General features: G+C 70.4%; 14 protein-coding genes. All 14 read left to right on the forward strand.

The annotated features are described in order from the left end of the window. Positions 1–13 precede the first annotated feature (13 nt). The 14 genes from AC2IPW_RS11325 to AC2IPW_RS11390 all read left to right on the forward strand — a co-directional run bounded on the left by AC2IPW_RS11325 (position 14) and on the right by AC2IPW_RS11390 (position 15,324). Positions 14–1,033 (forward strand): NUDIX hydrolase, encoded by a 1,020-nt coding sequence (locus AC2IPW_RS11325; protein ID WP_003935537.1) that lies wholly within the window; start codon positions 14–16, stop codon positions 1,031–1,033. A gap of 237 nt (positions 1,034–1,270) precedes the next feature. Continuing rightward, on the forward strand, positions 1,271–2,173 hold the full coding sequence (gene pdxS, locus AC2IPW_RS11330; protein ID WP_003935536.1) for a pyridoxal 5'-phosphate synthase lyase subunit PdxS: 903 nt from the start codon (positions 1,271–1,273) through the stop codon (positions 2,171–2,173). Positions 2,174–2,289: 116 nt separating this feature from the next. Then, the gene (locus AC2IPW_RS11335) at positions 2,290–3,105 is read left to right on the forward strand and encodes an acyl-CoA thioesterase (protein WP_003935535.1); all 816 of its coding nucleotides are present in this window, start codon (positions 2,290–2,292) and stop codon (positions 3,103–3,105) included. 107 nt (positions 3,106–3,212) lie between these two features. After that, entirely contained in the window at positions 3,213–3,833 is a 621-nt protein-coding gene (gene pdxT, locus AC2IPW_RS11340) for a pyridoxal 5'-phosphate synthase glutaminase subunit PdxT (RefSeq protein WP_152975440.1), read from the forward strand. A 64-nt stretch (positions 3,834–3,897) separates the two neighbouring features. Beyond that, positions 3,898–4,650: a YebC/PmpR family DNA-binding transcriptional regulator gene (locus tag AC2IPW_RS11345; RefSeq protein ID WP_003935533.1), complete on the forward strand. Its 753-nt coding sequence runs from the start codon at positions 3,898–3,900 to the stop codon at positions 4,648–4,650. Positions 4,651–4,823: 173 nt separating this feature from the next. Continuing rightward, positions 4,824–5,402 carry a crossover junction endodeoxyribonuclease RuvC gene (gene ruvC / locus AC2IPW_RS11350; protein WP_289379350.1) on the forward strand — a complete coding sequence of 193 codons (579 nt, stop codon included), beginning with the start codon at positions 4,824–4,826 and terminating at the stop codon, positions 5,400–5,402. Next, entirely contained in the window at positions 5,399–5,992 is a 594-nt protein-coding gene (ruvA, locus tag AC2IPW_RS11355; protein WP_003935531.1) for a Holliday junction branch migration protein RuvA, read from the forward strand. Before ruvC ends, ruvA begins: the two co-directional genes overlap by 4 nt. Before the next feature lie 41 nt (positions 5,993–6,033). Continuing rightward, positions 6,034–7,083, forward strand: coding sequence for a Holliday junction branch migration DNA helicase RuvB (gene ruvB, locus AC2IPW_RS11360; RefSeq protein WP_416063478.1), 1,050 nt, complete (start codon positions 6,034–6,036; stop codon positions 7,081–7,083). Between the two features lie 117 nt (positions 7,084–7,200). Then, entirely contained in the window at positions 7,201–7,542 is a 342-nt protein-coding gene (yajC, locus tag AC2IPW_RS11365) for a preprotein translocase subunit YajC (RefSeq protein WP_054374608.1), read from the forward strand. Between the two features lie 165 nt (positions 7,543–7,707). After that, positions 7,708–9,432, forward strand: a complete 1,725-nt coding sequence (secD, locus tag AC2IPW_RS11370; protein WP_371382997.1) for a protein translocase subunit SecD — start codon at positions 7,708–7,710, stop codon at positions 9,430–9,432. Between the two features lie 2 nt (positions 9,433–9,434). Then, the gene (secF, locus tag AC2IPW_RS11375; RefSeq protein ID WP_371382996.1) at positions 9,435–10,625 is read left to right on the forward strand and encodes a protein translocase subunit SecF; all 1,191 of its coding nucleotides are present in this window, start codon (positions 9,435–9,437) and stop codon (positions 10,623–10,625) included. Between the two features lies 1 nt (position 10,626). After that, a complete protein-coding gene (locus AC2IPW_RS11380; protein WP_371382995.1) occupies positions 10,627–12,372 on the forward strand; it encodes an ABC transporter substrate-binding protein in 1,746 nt (581 codons plus the stop codon). 26 nt (positions 12,373–12,398) lie between these two features. Further along, positions 12,399–12,926 carry an adenine phosphoribosyltransferase gene (locus AC2IPW_RS11385; RefSeq protein ID WP_486376993.1) on the forward strand — a complete coding sequence of 176 codons (528 nt, stop codon included), beginning with the start codon at positions 12,399–12,401 and terminating at the stop codon, positions 12,924–12,926. 91 nt (positions 12,927–13,017) lie between these two features. Further along, entirely contained in the window at positions 13,018–15,324 is a 2,307-nt protein-coding gene (locus AC2IPW_RS11390) for a RelA/SpoT family protein (protein ID WP_040781631.1), read from the forward strand. Positions 15,325–15,359: the final 35 nt, after the last annotated feature.

Below are 15,359 nucleotides of genomic sequence, written 5' to 3' on the forward strand. Positions count from 1 at the left end.
AGAGGAGTGGGACGTGACACTGTCCGCACTGACCGTTCTCGTCCTCGCCCTGGTCACCGCGCTCGTCGTCGCGCTCGGGTTGTGGGCGTACGGCACGGCCAACCGGCTGGACCGGTTGCACGTGCGATCGGACCTCTCCTGGCAGGCGCTCGACGCCGCTCTGGCCCGCCGCGCCGTGGTGGTACGGGGGATCGCGGCCTCCATCCCGGTCGCCGAAGGCCGCCGGCTGGCCGCCCTGGCCGACCGTGCCGAACGGGCGGACCGTGCCGAACGGGAGTCGGCGGAGAACACGCTCTCGGCCGCCCTGGCCGCGATCGACACCGAGCGGCTCCGGCCGCAGCTGGTGGCCGAACTCGCCGACGCCGAGGCGCGGGTGCTGATCGCCCGCCGATTCCACAACGACGCCGTCCGCGACACGCTGGCGTTGCGTACCCGCCGGCCGGTCCGGTGGCTGCACCTCGGGGGCACGGCGCCGTTGCCGACCTACTTCGAGATCGCCGAGCGCACCGACCCGGCCGCCGCGTCGGGCCTGTCGCTCGACGAGACGCGCACCTCGGCGCGGGTCGTGCTGTTCGACCACGAGGGGCGGGTGCTGCTGCTGCGCGGCCACGACCCGACCACGCCGGACGTGCACTTCTGGTTCACCGTCGGCGGTGCCGTCGAGGTGGGGGAGACGTTGCGCGCGGCCGCCGCCCGCGAGGTGGGGGAGGAGACCGGTCTGCCGGTCGCACCCGAGCAACTGTGCGGACCCCTGTGGCGCCGGGTGGCGGTGTTCCCCTTCAACGGCGAGCTCATCCGTTCGGAGGAGCTGTTCTTCGCTCTGCAGACGCCCGCCTTCGAGCCGGGCAGCAGCGGATTCACGGACCTCGAGCGCCGCATGAGCCTCGAACACCGCTGGTTCGCCGAGAACGAGATCCGGGACCTGCCGCGACACGGGGAAGCCGTGTACCCGCAGGACCTCGCCGATCTGCTGGGCGAGGCGCGTGACGTCGCCGTGCGTCGCGTGGAACCGGAGGTCCGCGCCATCCGGTGAGCGTCGCCGACGCAGGCCGGACCGGTGCCCGTGGGGCAGGCTGTGTCGATGCCTGCGGGCAGGGCTGTCGATGCCTGCGGGCAGGGCTGTCGATGCCTGCGGGCATGCAGGCCAGGGCCTCGCGACTGGCTATGGGAGGGCCGCCGGGGCGCACCTAGACTCGGGAGCGGCGCCGTGACGTGCCCTGATCCGTCCGCGCGCCAGTCTCTGCAGGCCATACCCCAGGAGTTTGTTGCTGTGAGCAGCCCCGAGTCCGTCCCCACCACCGGTACCGCCCGCGTCAAGCGCGGCATGGCCGAGATGCTCAAGGGCGGCGTGATCATGGACGTGGTCACCCCCGAGCAGGCGAAGATCGCCGAGGACGCGGGTGCCGTCGCCGTCATGGCGCTCGAGCGCGTCCCCGCCGACATCCGCGCCCAGGGAGGCGTGTCCCGCATGTCCGACCCGGACATGATCGAAGGCATCATCGAGGCCGTGTCCATCCCGGTGATGGCCAAGGCCCGCATCGGTCACTTCGTCGAGGCGCAGATTCTGCAGGCCCTCGGCGTGGACTACATCGACGAGTCGGAGGTGCTCACCCCCGCCGACTACGAGAACCACATCGACAAGTTCGCCTTCACCGTGCCGTTCGTGTGCGGTGCCACCAACCTCGGTGAAGCGCTGCGCCGGATCAACGAGGGCGCGGCGATGATCCGCTCCAAGGGTGAGGCCGGCACCGGCGACGTCTCCAACGCCACCACCCACATGCGGAAGATCCGGCAGGAAATCCGTCGCTTGACGTCCCTGCCGGAGGACGAGCTGTACGTCGCGGCCAAGGAACTGCAGGCCCCGTACGACCTGGTCGTCGAGGTGGCCAAGGCCGGCAAGCTGCCGGTGACCCTGTTCACGGCCGGCGGCATCGCCACCCCGGCGGACGCGGCGATGATGATGCAGCTCGGCGCCGAAGGTGTGTTCGTCGGCTCGGGCATCTTCAAGTCCGGCAACCCCGCCGAGCGTGCCGCCGCGATCGTCAAGGCCACCACCTTCTACGACGACCCGGGCGTGCTCGCCAAGGTCTCGCGCGGTCTGGGTGAGGCCATGGTCGGCATCAACGTCGACGACATCCCGGTGCCGCACCGCCTCGCCGAGCGGGGCTGGTGACCGCACGACCGCCGGCATCCCCGCGTGCGACGGGAGCCTCCACCGCGCCGGAGGCTCCCGTCGCTCCGGTCCGGGCACCTGCCGCTAGCCTGTCGCAGGACTGAAAAGGAGCCCGCATGGCGAAGATCGAGGAGATCCTGGCGCTCGAACACCTCGAGAAGAACATCTTCCGGGGCGTGGCGACGGAGACGTCGCTGCCGCGCACCTTCGGGGGCCAGGTCGCCGGCCAGGCGCTGGTGTCCGCGGTGCGCACCGTCGATCCCGCGTACTCGGTGCATTCGCTGCACGGGTACTTCGTCCGTCCCGGTAACCCGGCGAAGCCGATCGTGTATCTCGTCGACCCGATCCGCGACGGGCGGTCGTTCGGCACCCGGCGGGTGACCGCAGTCCAGGACGGGCAGGCGATCTTCACCATGTCCGCGTCGTTCCACGTCCAGGACGAGGGCATCGAGCACCAGGACGAGATGCCCCCGGTGCCGGATCCCGAGGAACTGTCCGCGTCCGCGGACTCGGAGGACCCCGGAAACCTCTGGGCCAGGCGGGAATGGCCGGAATGGGACCTGCGACGGGTGCCGGAGGATCGCATCTTCCGGCGTCCCGGCATCGTGTCCCAGCAGCAGGTGTGGTTCCGGGTCCGGGACCCGCTCCCGGACGACAACGTGCTGCACGTGTGCACCCTGGCGTACATGAGCGACATGACGTTGCTCGGCTCCGCGAGCGTCGCCCACCCCGACGAGAAGACCCAGGGCGCATCCCTCGACCACGCCATGTGGTTCCTGCGCTCCTTCCGCGCCGACGACTGGTTGCTGTACGACCAGACCTCACCGTCGGCAGGCTTCGGGCGGGCCCTGACGCAGGGACGTATCTTCGACCGGGACGGGCGCATGGTCGCTGCGGTGGTGCAGGAGGGACTGACCCGCTACCTGCGCTGATGCAGACGCGGGCACGGTCCTTGAGCCGGGACACCCTCGGCGCGGCTGCTAGCGTGACGTCCAGATTTCGGGCGGGCTTCGCCCCGTCCCAGACAGAACAGGCGACAGTGGGAAGTTTTCCGACCATCGGCGTGCTCGCCCTCCAGGGCGACGTCCGCGAGCACCTGACCGCACTCGAAGCGGCCGGCGCCCGTGCGATCGGCGTGCGCCGGCCCAGCGAGCTCGACGCCGTCGACGGCCTGGTGATCCCCGGCGGGGAGTCCACCACCATGAGCCGGCTGTTGCAGGTGTTCGACCTGCTCGAGCCGCTGCGCGCCCGCCTGAAGGCGGGCCTGCCCGCGTACGGTTCCTGCGCGGGCATGATCCTGCTCGCCTCGCAGGTCCTCGACACCCGTCCCGACGCCGAGCATCTCGACGCCCTCGACATCACCGTCCGGCGCAACGCCTTCGGCCGGCAGGTCGACTCGTTCGAAGCCGACCTCACCGTCGCGGGCGTCGAGGGCGGCCCGGTGCGCGCGGTGTTCATCCGAGCTCCCTGGGTGGAAGAGGTCGGCTCGGACGTGGAAGTACTGGCCACCGTCCCGGAGGGCCCGGCTGCCGGACGCGTCGTCGCCGTACGCCAGGGCGCCGTGATGGCCACGTCGTTCCACCCCGAGGTCACCGGTGACCTGCGGGTGCACCGGCTGTTCGTCGACACCGTCCGTTCGGGATCACTCCGCGCGGAGTAGAATCGGCCCTCCGAACCAGTCGGACCCGGTCCGACCTCACCTCGCCGGAAGGGGCTCCAATCGAATGAGCGGCCACTCCAAATGGGCCACCACCAAGCACAAGAAGGCGGCCATCGACGCCAAGCGCGGCAAGATGTTCGCGAAGCTGATCAAGAACATCGAGGTGGCGGCCCGGACGGGCGGTGGTGACCCGGCGGGCAATCCGACGCTGTACGACGCCATCCAGAAGGCGAAGAAGAGCTCGGTCCCCAACGACAACATCGAGCGGGCCCGCAAGCGTGGTGCCGGTGAGGAAGCCGGCGGCGCGGACTGGCAGACCATCACCTACGAGGGCTACGGTCCCAGCGGTGTCGCCGTCCTCATCGAGTGCCTCACCGACAACCGCAACCGCGCGGCGGGCGAGGTCCGCACCGCGATGACCCGCAACGGCGGCAACATGGCCGACCCCGGCTCGGTGTCGTACCTGTTCACCCGCAAGGGCGTCGTCGTGCTCGAGAAGAACGGCCGCACCGAGGACGAGATTCTCGAGGTGGTGCTCGAGGCCGGTGCCGAGGAGATCAACGATCTCGGTGACAGCTTCGAGGTCGTCTCCGAGGCCGGCGACCTCATCGCCGTGCGTACCGCGCTCGTCGAGGCGGGAATCGACTACGAATCGGCCGATCCGGACTTCCGGGCCTCGGTCGAGGTGCCCGTCGACGCGGACAGCGCCCGCAAGGTGTTCAAGCTCGTCGACGCGCTCGAGGATTCCGATGACGTGCAGAACGTCTACACCAACGTCGACGTCTCCGACGAGGTCCTCGCCGAACTCGACGCCTGAGTCGCACGGCTCACCGACGGCTGAGTCGCACGGCTCACCGACGGCTGAGTCGCACAGCTCACCGACGGCTGAGTCGCACAGCTCACGGCCGGGGCTGCGTGTCGGTACCGCGACGCGTGGCCCCGGCCGCTATGCTCTCGAACAGTTGTTCGTAGCGGTCGAGAGGTGAACGGGTGCGCGTGATGGGTGTGGACCCGGGACTGACACGATGCGGTTTCGGCATCGTGGACACCGGCCGCGGGCGCGAGGTCGCCGCCGTCGCAGTGGATGTCATCCGCACACCCCCCGAGATGGATCTGCCGTCGCGGCTCCTGCAGATCTCCACGGCCGCCGAGGACTGGCTCGACCGCTTCGAGCCCGAGGTCGTCGCCGTCGAGCGGGTGTTCTCCCAGCACAACGTCCGTACCGCAATGGGCACCGCCCAGGCGGGGGGAGTGGTGGCGCTCTCGGCGGCGCGGCGCGGCATCCCGGTGGCATTCCACACCCCGAGCCAGGTCAAGTCCGCCGTGACCGGGAACGGTTCGGCAGACAAGAAGCAGGTCACGGCGATGGTCACGAAGATCCTGGGCCTCGTTACCGCCCCGAAGCCCGCGGATGCCGCGGACGCCCTCGCCCTGGCGATCTGCCACTGCTGGCGTGCGCCCATGCTCGCGCGCATGGCCGCCGCCGAGGCCGCCGCGGCCGAACAGAAACGACGGTACGAAGCGCGGCTGCGGGAACAGGCCGCCGCCCGGAAGGCAGGTGCACGGTGATCGCCTCGGTGCGCGGGGAAGTGCTCGAAATCGCCCTCGACCACGTCGTCATCGAATCCGCGGGGGTCGGCTATCGGATCCACGCCACGCCCGCCACCCTCGCCACGCTCCGTCGCGGCGAGGACACCCGCCTGGTGACGGCGATGATCGTGCGCGAGGACTCGATGACGCTGTACGGGTTCCCCGACCCCGATGCCCGCGACCTGTTCGGACTGTTGCAGACGGTCTCCGGTGTCGGACCGCGACTCGCGATGGCCACCCTGGCCGTGCTCGATCCGGACTCGCTGCGTGCGGCCCTCGCCGACGGCAACACCGCTGCCCTGACCCGGGTCCCGGGCATCGGGAAACGCGGCGCCGAACGCATGGTCGTCGAACTTCGGGACAAGGTCGCGGCGTTCGCCGGCGCCTCCGCCCCGGCGGCGGTGGTCGGCTCACCCATGCGGGACCAGGTGATCGAGGCTCTCGTCGGCCTCGGCTTCCCCGTCAAGCAGGCAGAACAGTCCACCGACACGGTTCTCGCGGGTGACCCGCATGCCGACACCTCGACCGCGCTGCGTTCGGCGCTGGCTCTGCTGGGCAAGAGCCGATGATCGAGGACTTTCCCGCCGAGGGAGCTCCCGACGAGACTCCGATGACCGCCGAGTACACGCCCGCCGACGGCGACGTCGAGGCGAGTCTGCGGCCGAAGAATCTCGACGACTTCATCGGCCAGCCCCGGGTGCGGGAACAGCTGCAGCTGGTGCTGCGCGGGGCGAAGCTGCGTGGCGGCACCCCGGATCACATCCTGCTGTCCGGACCGCCGGGCCTGGGCAAGACGTCGATGGCCATGATCATCGCCGCAGAACTCGGGTCGTCGCTGCGGCTGACGTCGGGGCCCGCCCTGGAACGGGCCGGCGACCTGGCCGCGATGCTGTCCAACCTCGTCGAGGGGGACGTGCTGTTCATCGACGAGATCCACCGCATCGCGCGTCCCGCCGAGGAGATGCTGTACCTGGCCATGGAGGACTTCCGGGTCGACGTCGTCGTCGGCAAGGGCCCGGGCGCGACGTCGATCCCCCTCGAGGTGGCCCCGTTCACCCTCGTCGGCGCCACGACCCGTTCCGGTGCGCTGACCGGCCCACTGCGCGACCGGTTCGGCTTCACCGCCCACATGGACTTCTACGAACCGGCCGAACTACAGCAGATCCTGCTCCGCTCGGCCCGCATCCTCGGCATCGACCTGGGCGAGGAGGCGAGCGCCGAGATCGCCGGCCGTTCCCGCGGCACCCCGCGCATCGCCAACCGTCTGCTGCGGCGGGTCCGCGACTACGCCGAGGTCCGCGCCGACGGCATCATCACCTGCGAGATCGCCCAGGCCGCCCTCGCGGTCTACGACGTCGACGCGCTCGGCCTGGACCGGCTCGACCGGGCCGTGCTGGGCGCGCTCGTCCGAAGTTTCGGGGGCGGACCGGTGGGCGTGTCCACCCTCGCGGTGGCCGTCGGTGAGGAGCCCGGCACCGTCGAGGAGGTGTGCGAGCCGTTCCTGGTACGGGCGGGCATGATCGCGCGCACCCCCCGCGGCCGGGTCGCGACGCAGGCCGCGTGGCTGCAACTCGGGCTGACACCACCGCCGGAGGCCGCGACCGGCGGCATCGAGGTGCGGGCCCGCGAACCGCAACTCGGCCTGTTCGACGACGAATGACCGCTCTGCCACCGGCGCCGGTACAGCAGCCGCGCCGGTAATGGCACACTGGTCTACTGCGCCGGTCCGCGACGACCGGCGCCCGATGCCGGACGACTTCGAGGACTGACTTCAACGATGGAACTGCTCTTCCCGCTGCTGATTCTTGCCCTGCTGGTGCCGACCTTCCTCGGCATCCGGCGCCAGAAGAAGGAGATGCAGAAGACCGCGGAACTGCAGGACGCGTTGCAGGTCGGCGACAGGGTGATGACCACGGCGGGACTGCACGCCACCATCACCGCGCTCACCGACACCACCGTGGAGCTCGAGATCGCGCCCGGCGTGGTGACCACCTGGGCCCGGGTCGTGGTCCGCGAGCGCATCACCGATCTCGGCTCGACCGACGAGACGACCGGTGGCCTCTCGCTCGACAAGGGCGACGACACCGAGCCGCCGGCCGGGCGACCGACCGAGCACTGAACAGGCACTGAACAGCCGAGCACTGAACAGCCGAGCACCGAACGGCCGGACACTGCCCGGTCGACATCCCGGCCGATGTGCGGGCCGGGCGGGGGCCGCGCCGGACGCGTGCGATGGCCCCGTGACCAGCGCATCACTCACTCGCATCGAGGAGACTGACAGACCGTGGCACCTTCCAACGGATCGGTGCATCCAGTTCGCTCCCTCGCCCTGTTCGGGGCGGTCCTGGTGGCGCTGTATGCACTGATCTTCTTCACCGGGGACAAATCGGCGACGCCGAAGCTCGGCATCGACCTGCAGGGCGGCACCCGGGTAACCCTCACCGCCCGCACCCCGGACGGCAGTGCGCCCAGCCAGGACAGTCTCCGGCAGGCCCAGCAGATCATCGAGACCCGCGTGAACGGTCTCGGCGTGTCCGGTTCCGAGGTCGTCATCGACGGTGACAACCTGGTGATCACGGTGCCCGGCGACGACAGCTCGCAGGCCCGCACCCTCGGCCAGACCGCGCGCCTGTACATCCGGCCCGTGATCGGCCAGCCCATCGCGAGCGCCAACTCCGCTCAGCCCGCCCCCGCGGACTCCCCGGCTCCCGTCCCCGAGACGCCGGCGCCCGGCGCCGCGACGCCTGCCCCCGAACCGGCCGCACCGGAACCGCAGGGCCGGCCCTTCCCGGCGCAGGATCCCACCGATACCCCGGCCCCCGACACCCCGGATACCGGCACCCCGGCCCCCGCTCCGGAGACCCCGGCACCCGCTCCTGCGGAGGACCTCGACCCGCAGGCCCAGGCGGCCGCGGACATCGCCGCTGCGAAGGAGACCCGGCAGAGCGAGGACCCGGCCGTTCTGCAGGAGGCCATGGCCACCCTGGACTGCTCGGCCGCCGACCCGCTCGCCGGCAACGACGATCCGGCCAAGCCGCTCGTGGCATGCTCCACCGACGGCACCGCCGTCTATCTGCTCGGCCCCAGCATCATCGACGGTCAGCAGATCACCGACGCCTCCGCCGGCTACAACTCCCAGCAGTCCCGCTACGAGGTCAGCCTGACGTTCGACTCCGAGGGCAGCAGCACCTGGGCGCAGTTCACCGCCGCCAACATCGGCCAGCAGGCCGCGTTCGTCCTCGACTCCAAGGTGGTCAGCGCGCCCGTCATCCAGGGCGCCACCCCCGCCGGAAGCGCAACCTCCATCACCGGCAACTTCAGTAACACCGAGGCCACCGAGCTCGCCAACACCCTCAAGTACGGCTCGCTGCCCCTGTCCTTCGCGGCGTCGGAGGCCGAGACGGTCTCCGCGACCCTCGGCCTGGCATCGCTCGAGGCCGGGCTGATCGCCGGTGTCGTCGGACTGCTCCTGGTGCTGATCTACAGCCTCGTGTACTACCGCATGCTCGGGGTACTCGTCGCGCTGTCGCTGGTGCTGTCCGGCCTCGCCGTGTACGCGGTGATGGTGCTGCTCGGCCGCTACATCAACTTCACCCTCGACCTCGCCGGCATCGCCGGCCTGATCATCGGTATCGGCATGACCGCCGATTCGTTCGTGGTCTTCTTCGAACGCATCAAGGACGAGATCCGTGAGGGACGCAGCTTCCGTTCTGCCGTGCCCCGCGGCTGGGCGCGGGCCCGCCGGACCATCCTGTCCGGCAACGCCGTCAGCTTCATCGCGGCCGCGGTGCTCTACGTCCTCGCGGTCGGCCAAGTCCGCGGCTTCGCGTTCACCCTCGGTCTGACCACCATCCTCGACGTCGTGGTCGTGTTCCTGGTGACGTGGCCGCTGGTGTACCTCGCGTCGAAGTCGAAGTTCTGGTCCAAGCCGAGCGTGAACGGTCTCGGTGCCATTCAGCAGGTCGCGCGTGAGCGCCAGCTCGCGGCTGCCTCGGCGAAGGAGGCGTGACGATGACCGACACCACCACGACCGCACCCCGGCACAGCACCCTCTCGCGCCTCTACACCGGCACGGGCGCGTTCGAGATCGTCGGCCGCCGCAGGTTCTACTACCTGCTCACCGGCGCCATCGTGCTGGTGGCACTGCTGAGCATGCTGATCCGCGGCTTCACCTGGGGCATCGACTTCGAGGGCGGAACCCGCATCCAGCTCCCGGCCGCCGAGGGCGTCACCACCGAACAGGTCGAGACGGTGTACTCCGACACCCTCGGCGCCGAACCCGTGTCGGTGCAGACCGTCGGGTCCGGCGCCGCCGCCTCCATCCAGATCCGGTCGGAGGCCCTCGACCTGGAACAGGTCCGGGCGCTGCAGAACGCCCTGTACGACGAGTTCCAGCCCGCCGGTCCCGACGGCGTGCCCACGCGCGACGCGATCAGCGTCGCCGACGTCAGCGAGACATGGGGCGGACAGATCACCCGCAAGGCCCTCATCGCGCTGGCGGTGTTCCTGGTACTCGTCAGCATCTACATCGCGGTGCGCTACGAGCGGGACATGGCACTCGCGGCCCTGGCCGCGCTGTTCTTCGACATGATCGTCACCGCGGGGGTGTACTCGCTCGTCGGATTCGAGGTCACCCCGGCCACCGTCATCGGGTTGCTCACCATCCTCGGCTTCTCGCTGTACGACTCCGTGGTGGTGTTCGACAAGGTCGAGGAAAACACGCGGGGCATCCTGCACCTGCATCGACGGACCTACGCCGAGCAGGCCAACCTCGCCGTCAACCAGACCCTCATGCGGTCGATCAACACCACCGTCATCTCGGTGCTGCCGGTCCTCGCGCTGATGGTGATCGCGGTGTGGTTGCTCGGCGTCGGCACCCTCAAGGACCTTGCCCTCGTCCAGCTGGTCGGCATCGTCGTCGGTGCCTACTCGTCGATCTTCTTCGCGACCCCGCTGCTGGTGACGCTCAAGGAGTGGCGGGGGCCGGTGGCGGCGCACACCCGCAAGGTGCTCGCCAAGCGCGACGCTGCGGCATCGCGTTCGGTGCCGTCCGGCGAGACGACGGTCGGGGCGGCACCGGTGTCCGTGACCGAGCGCAGCGCAGTGGCCACGACAGCGGGCGCCGGTGCCCCCCGGGTGGCCGAGCGCAGCCCCAGACCGGGGGTCCGTCCCACCGGAAAGCGCGCCAAGAGAAGGCACTGACATGTCGGCACCCGAGCACACCCGGCGCCGCCGGTCGGTCCGCGCGGCACTCGCGGCCACGGCTGCGGCCGCAGCACTGGCCGCGACGACCGTGGCCTGCGGCACGACCGAGGAGTCCCTGCCCTCCATCGGGTATGCCCTCGACAACACGGTCACCACCTACAACGCCAACACCGTCGACGGCGCCGCCTCGGGAGCCCGGCAGGCCCTGGCCCGCGTGCTGCCCGGGTTCGGCTACGTCGATCCGGCCGGCCAGGTGATCTCCGACACCGACATCGGGACGGCCACCGTCGTCGCGCAGGACCCGCTGACCGTCCAGTACCGGCTGTCCCCGGACTCCGTGTACTCGGACGGGGTGCCGATGTCGTGCGACGACCTGGTGCTGACCTGGGCGGCCGCCAGTGGGCGCTTCACCGCTCCCGACGCTTCGGGTGCGGCGGGGAACCTGTTCTCCGCCGCGCGACGCTCGGGCTACGTCGACATCGAACGGATCGACTGCCAGACCGGATCCAAGGACGCCACCGTCGTCTTCCGTGGCGGCCGCGCCTACGCCGACTGGCGGGCCCTGTTCGGCGCGACCGAACTGATGCCCGCGCACGTCGCGGCCCGGGTCTCGGGGGTGCCCGACGTGGTCGCCGCCGTCGGCGGCGGTGACGGCGAGGCGCTGCGCCGGCTCGCCGACTTCTGGAACACGGGGTGGAACCTGACCCCGGGCGCGGTGGACCTGTCGCTGCTGCCGGCCTCGGGTCCCTACCGGATCGAGTCGTTCACCGTCGAGGACGGGCTCGTCCTCGTCGCGAACGAGCGCTGGTGGGGCAACAAGCCCGGCACCGACCGGATCGTGGTGTGGCCGCGCGGCACCGACGCTTCCGCGGCGGCTTCCGACGACCGGGTCCACGTCGTCGACGCCGCCACCGGAGCCCTGGACCTTTCACTCGGCGACGGCGCCGAAACGACGGAGACGGCCTCGCGCAACGTCGAACAGCTCGTGCTGGGCACCGCGGGCGGGAGCCTCGGCGCCCCGGCCGCGCGCCGGGCGTTCGCGCTGTGCGTGCCCCGGTCGCAGTTGTTCGAGGAGTTCGGCCGGGTCGGGGACGTCCCCGCAACCGGTCTCGGTTCCGGGACCACTTCGTCGCGGCTGCTGCCCGCGGACTCGCCCCTGTACCCGGGCGTGTCCGCACCGGCCGCCCGCTACGACGACGCGGACACCACCGCGGCGCGGAGCGAACTCGCCGCGGCCGGGACGGACAGCATCACCGTGCGGATCGGGTACCTCGGTCCCGACGCGCGCCGCGCCCGCATCGTCGAACTGATCGCCCAGTCCTGCCGCGAGGCGGGCATCGAGGTGGTCGACGCCGCCTCCGACACGTTCACGCCGTCGCAGCTCACGGCGGGTCAGGTCGACGCCGTACTGGCCGGGACCGCCGCCGCCGCAGGCGCGGCCGGCACGGCCGACATGCAGGACGCCCGCGGTTCCCTCAACTCCGCCGCCGGTGCCAATGTCGGTCGTTTCGCCGACGCCCGGGTGGACCGGATCCTCGATGCCCTCGCCGTGACCGACGACGACGCCACGATCGCGGGCCTGGTCGGCGAGGCCGAGACGATCCTGTGGACCGAGATGCCGACCCTGCCGCTCTACGCGCAGCCCCGGGAGACGACCTTCGCCGGCGGCCTGCGCGCCGCCGTCGTCAACACCAGCGCTGCCGGTGCGGGCTGGAACATGGACAGGTGGATTCTCAACCGATGAACGACACTCCCGCCGGAATGCACGCTCTGATCGACCGTGCCGCAACGGCGGTCACCGCCCACACCCGCTGGGTCGACGACTTCCCGACACCCGGAGTCCGCTTCGCCGACCTGACCCCGGTCTTCGCCGACGGCGAGGCGTTCGGGGTGGTGATCGCTGCGCTGGCCGCCACCGCACCGGACGCGGAACTGGTGGCCGGGGTCGACGCCCGCGGCTTCCTGCTCGGCGGTGGGATCGCTCACGCACTCGGCACCGGCGTCCTCGCGGTACGCAAGGCGGGCAAGCTGCCCCCGCCGGTGAACACCCGCGAATACTCGCTCGAGTACGGCACCGCCGCCATCGAGATTCCGCAGGATTCGGTTCGGCTGCGCGGCCGGCGGGTACTCGTCGTCGACGACGTGCTCGCCACCGGCGGCACCCTCTCGGCGACGGCGGAGTTGCTCGACGCGGCCGGTGCCCTCGTCGTCGCGGTGGCGGTGGTGACCGAGATCGAGGTTCTCGGCGGGCGGGCGCGCCTGGAAAAGTACCCGGTGACGTCATTGGTCCAGCTCTGAGAGCTAGAGTTGGCGCAGGTGCCGGTGGTTCCGGACGACGAGGAATGCGCGACGGTACGCCCGGTGTGCATCGGCGACGGGAGGTGTGGGCATGACCCAGAATCTTGATCGGTCCCAGAACTCCGGTCCGACCCCGACCTCGGCGTCCACCTCGGCGTCCCGCCGGGTGCGGGCCAGGCTGGCGCGGCGCATTACCGGGCAGCGCAGCACCAATCTCAAGCCGGTGCTCGAGCCGCTGGTCACGATCCACCGCGAGCTGTACCCGAAAGCCGACCTGTCGGAGCTGCAGCGCGCCTACGACGTGGCGGAGGAGCGGCACGCGTCGCAGAAGCGCAAGTCCGGTGACCCGTACATCACCCACCCCCTCGCGGTCGCGACGATCCTCGCCGAACTCGGCATGGACACCACCACGCTGATCGCGGCGCTGCTGCACGACACCGTCGAGGACACCGGCTACAGCCTCGAACAACTCACCGCCGAATTCGGTGAGGAGGTCGCCCACCTTGTCGACGGGGTCACCAAACTGGACAAGGTGGTGCTCGGCACCGCGGCCGAGGGCGAGACCATCCGCAAGATGATCATTGCGATGGCGCGCGACCCCCGGGTCCTGGTGATCAAGGTCGCCGATCGACTGCACAACATGCGCACCATGCGCTTCCTGCCGCCGGAGAAGCAGGCCCGCAAGGCACGCGAGACCCTCGAGGTGATCGCTCCGCTCGCGCATCGTCTCGGGATGGCGACGGTCAAGTGGGAGCTGGAGGACCTGTCCTTCGCGATCCTGCATCCGAAGAAGTACGAGGAGATCGTCCGGCTCGTCGCCACCCGGGCGCCGTCGCGCGACACCTATCTGGCAAAGGTCCGCGCGGAGATCAACTCGACGCTCTCGGCGTCGCGGATCGAGGCCACCGTCGAGGGCCGGCCGAAGCACTACTGGTCGATCTACCAGAAGATGATCGTCAAGGGCCGCGACTTCGACGACATCCACGACCTGGTCGGCGTGCGGATCCTGTGCAACGAGATCCGCGACTGCTACGCCGCCGTGGGTGTCGTGCACTCGCTGTGGCAGCCGATGGCGGGCCGCTTCAAGGACTACATCGCCCAGCCGCGGTTCGGCGTGTACCAGTCTCTGCACACCACGGTGATCGGCCCCGAGGGCAAGCCGCTCGAGGTGCAGATCCGCACCCGGGAGATGCACCGCACCGCCGAGTTCGGCATCGCCGCGCACTGGCGGTACAAGGAGACCAAGGGCAAACACTCGGGCGACGCCACCGAGCTCGACGACATGGCGTGGATGCGGCAGTTGCTCGACTGGCAGCGTGAGGCCGCCGACCCCGGCGAATTCCTCGAGTCGCTGCGCTACGACCTGGCCGTGAAGGAGATCTTCGTCTTCACCCCCAAGGGCGATGTGATCACGCTGCCGTCCGGGTCGACCCCGGTGGACTTCGCGTACGCCGTGCACACCGAGGTCGGGCACCGCTGCATCGGCGCACGGGTCAACGGCCGGCTCGTCGCGCTCGAGCGCAAACTCGAGAACGGCGAGGTCGTCGAGGTCTTCACCTCCAAGGATCCCAATGCCGGGCCGAGCCGTGACTGGCAGTCGTTCGTGGTCTCGCCGCGCGCGAAGGCCAAGATCCGGCAGTGGTTCGCGAAGGAACGCCGCGAGGAGGCGCTCGAGACCGGCAAGGACGCCATCGGCAAGGAGGTCAAACGCGTCGGCTTGCCGCTGCAGCGCCTGATGAACGCGGACCTGATGCAGGCCGTGGCCAAGGAGCTGCGGTACGCCGACGTCTCGGCGCTCTACACCGCGGTCGGGGAGCATCACGTCTCGGCGCACCACGTCGTGCAGCGTCTCGTCGCGCTCCTCGGTGGGGTCGGTGGGGTCGAGGAGGAGCTCGCGGAGCGGGCCACGCCGTCGTCCATCCCGACCCGGTCCCGGCAGAGCGGCGACTCCGGCGTCCTAGTGCCTGGTGCCCCCGGCACGGTGTCGAAGCTGGCCAAGTGCTGCACCCCGGTACCCGGCGACGAGATCATGGGCTTCGTCACCCGTACCGGCTCGGTGAGCGTGCACCGCACCGACTGCACCAACGCCGGATCGCTGCAGCAGCAGGCCGAGCGGATCATCGACGTCGAGTGGGCACCGTCCCCGTCGTCGGTGTTCCTCGTGGCCATCCAGATCGAGGCGCTGGATCGGCACCGGCTGCTCTCGGACGTCACGAAGGCCCTCGCCGACGAGAAGGTGAACATCCTGTCGGCGTCGGTGACCACGACGGGCGACCGGGTCGCGGTGAGCCGCTTCACCTTCGAGATGGGAGACCCCAAGCACCTCGGGCACGTCCTCAACGTCGTCCGCAACGTGGAGGGCGTCTACGACGTGTACCGGGTGACCTCCGCGGCGTAGGCCGGTTCAGGGACCGCCCATCGCCCGGCGGCGCC

Source organism: Rhodococcus sp. NS-SX18, from assembly GCF_057367935.1.

What these genes read in the sequence shown, in the direction of transcription:
- ruvB (WP_416063478.1), top strand. Translation starts at nt 6,034, where the DNA reads ATGACCGCCGAGTACACGCCCGCCGACGGCGACGTCGAGGCGAGTCTG.
- secF (WP_371382996.1), top strand. Translation starts at nt 9,435, where the DNA reads ATGACCGACACCACCACGACCGCACCCCGGCACAGCACCCTCTCGCGC.
- yajC (WP_054374608.1), top strand. Translation starts at nt 7,201, where the DNA reads ATGGAACTGCTCTTCCCGCTGCTGATTCTTGCCCTGCTGGTGCCGACC.
- AC2IPW_RS11345 (WP_003935533.1), top strand. Translation starts at nt 3,898, where the DNA reads ATGAGCGGCCACTCCAAATGGGCCACCACCAAGCACAAGAAGGCGGCC.
- AC2IPW_RS11390 (WP_040781631.1), top strand. Translation starts at nt 13,018, where the DNA reads ATGACCCAGAATCTTGATCGGTCCCAGAACTCCGGTCCGACCCCGACC.
- AC2IPW_RS11335 (WP_003935535.1), top strand. Translation starts at nt 2,290, where the DNA reads ATGGCGAAGATCGAGGAGATCCTGGCGCTCGAACACCTCGAGAAGAAC.
- AC2IPW_RS11380 (WP_371382995.1), top strand. Translation starts at nt 10,627, where the DNA reads ATGTCGGCACCCGAGCACACCCGGCGCCGCCGGTCGGTCCGCGCGGCA.